1 protein-coding gene and 1 pseudogene are annotated in these 1,223 nt (G+C 34.3%); one reads left to right on the top strand and one right to left on the bottom strand.

Features of this window, described 5'->3' with window-relative positions:
• Nucleotides 1-5: 5 nt before the first annotated feature.
• A pseudogene (locus ACPUYX_RS20935) lies at nt 6-269 on the top strand (isochorismatase family protein); the annotation flags it as partial.
• 116 nt (nt 270-385) lie between these two features.
• Here ACPUYX_RS20935 and ACPUYX_RS20940 read toward each other — a convergent pair.
• On the bottom strand, nt 386-1,223 hold an 838-nt coding region (locus ACPUYX_RS20940), incomplete at its 5' end, for a cell wall-binding repeat-containing protein (protein WP_426381505.1).

Below are 1,223 nucleotides of genomic sequence, written 5' to 3' on the forward strand. Positions count from 1 at the left end.
AATGACAAATGGGAGCATTTTATGGTACTGACCTTGATTTACAGCTGCGCTGTCGTGGAATTGATACAATTGTGCTATGCGGCATTTCTACCTCCATTGGAGTGGATACTACCGCGAGAGATGCCAATCAACATGGCTATCATCAAATTTTTGTAGAAGATGCAATGACAGCAGGATCAAAAGAAGAACATGATTATGTTTGTAAATATATCTTCCCTAGACTGGGAAAGATTAGAACAAGCGAAGAAGTAATTCAATATATAAAATAAAATTATAGTGTTTAAGCCATACAATAGAATTATTTTAAGAAAAACAGTTTTTGAATTTATAATAAAATAAGCCTCCGGAAATAGTGCGTTTAAAACTACCCGGAGGTTTATTTATATTAGTTGATTAAATTTTTAATTACGCTGTCAGATAAGACTCCGTCTCCACCAAATATACATTGGCCTAAGCCAGGGTTAGCTAAGATAAACCTAATTGTACTAATATCAGGATTCTGATCGGCTAAAATTATAGGATGGCTTCCAGCTGCTGCTAAAACAGAGCCTGACAAAGCATCAGGAAAATTAAGGCCTGTAGCGAAATAAGTTTCACCTAATCTAAGTCTATCTTGAAAATATGTCAGGACATTTACATTGGTTTCATATCTATTTGAGCCAGATAGTCTTTTTACTGTTGTAAATTGAGAAAGATATTTTTCTGAATTGGCACTGATTACACCTGTGCCGCCAATAATATATGCATTTTTGATTTTATTATCTTTTATATATTTAGTAACATCGTCACTGATAGTATTCTTATCCACTAATAAAATAGGCATATTACTGCTTGCAGCTATGGAGGCTATTGAAAGGGCATCCGGGAAATCTTCGCCGGTAGCAATTGCAACCTCTCCATTTGGACTTAGATATTTTGCAATAGCAAGGTTTGTGCTATATCTATCAGGGCCATAAATTCGTGTAGGAGTAATATTCATATTTTTAAGTTGATTTTCAATATTTTTTGAAACTGCCCATTCTGCACCGATTAAGAAGGCTTTGGTAACTCCAGTTTTCTTAAGCTGATTTATAACCTCTGTGCTTAATGAATCCGGCTTTGTTAAGATTATTGGTGCATTATATTTTTTTGCAAGAGGTGCTGCACTTAAAGCATCAGGAAAAGTTTCTCCTGTTGTAATTACTGCATAGTCGGAATTTACCCAATTATTTTTAAATATATTA

Source organism: Desulfosporosinus sp. SYSU MS00001 (assembly GCF_049943955.1).
Lineage (GTDB): Bacteria > Bacillota > Desulfitobacteriia > Desulfitobacteriales > Desulfitobacteriaceae > Desulfosporosinus.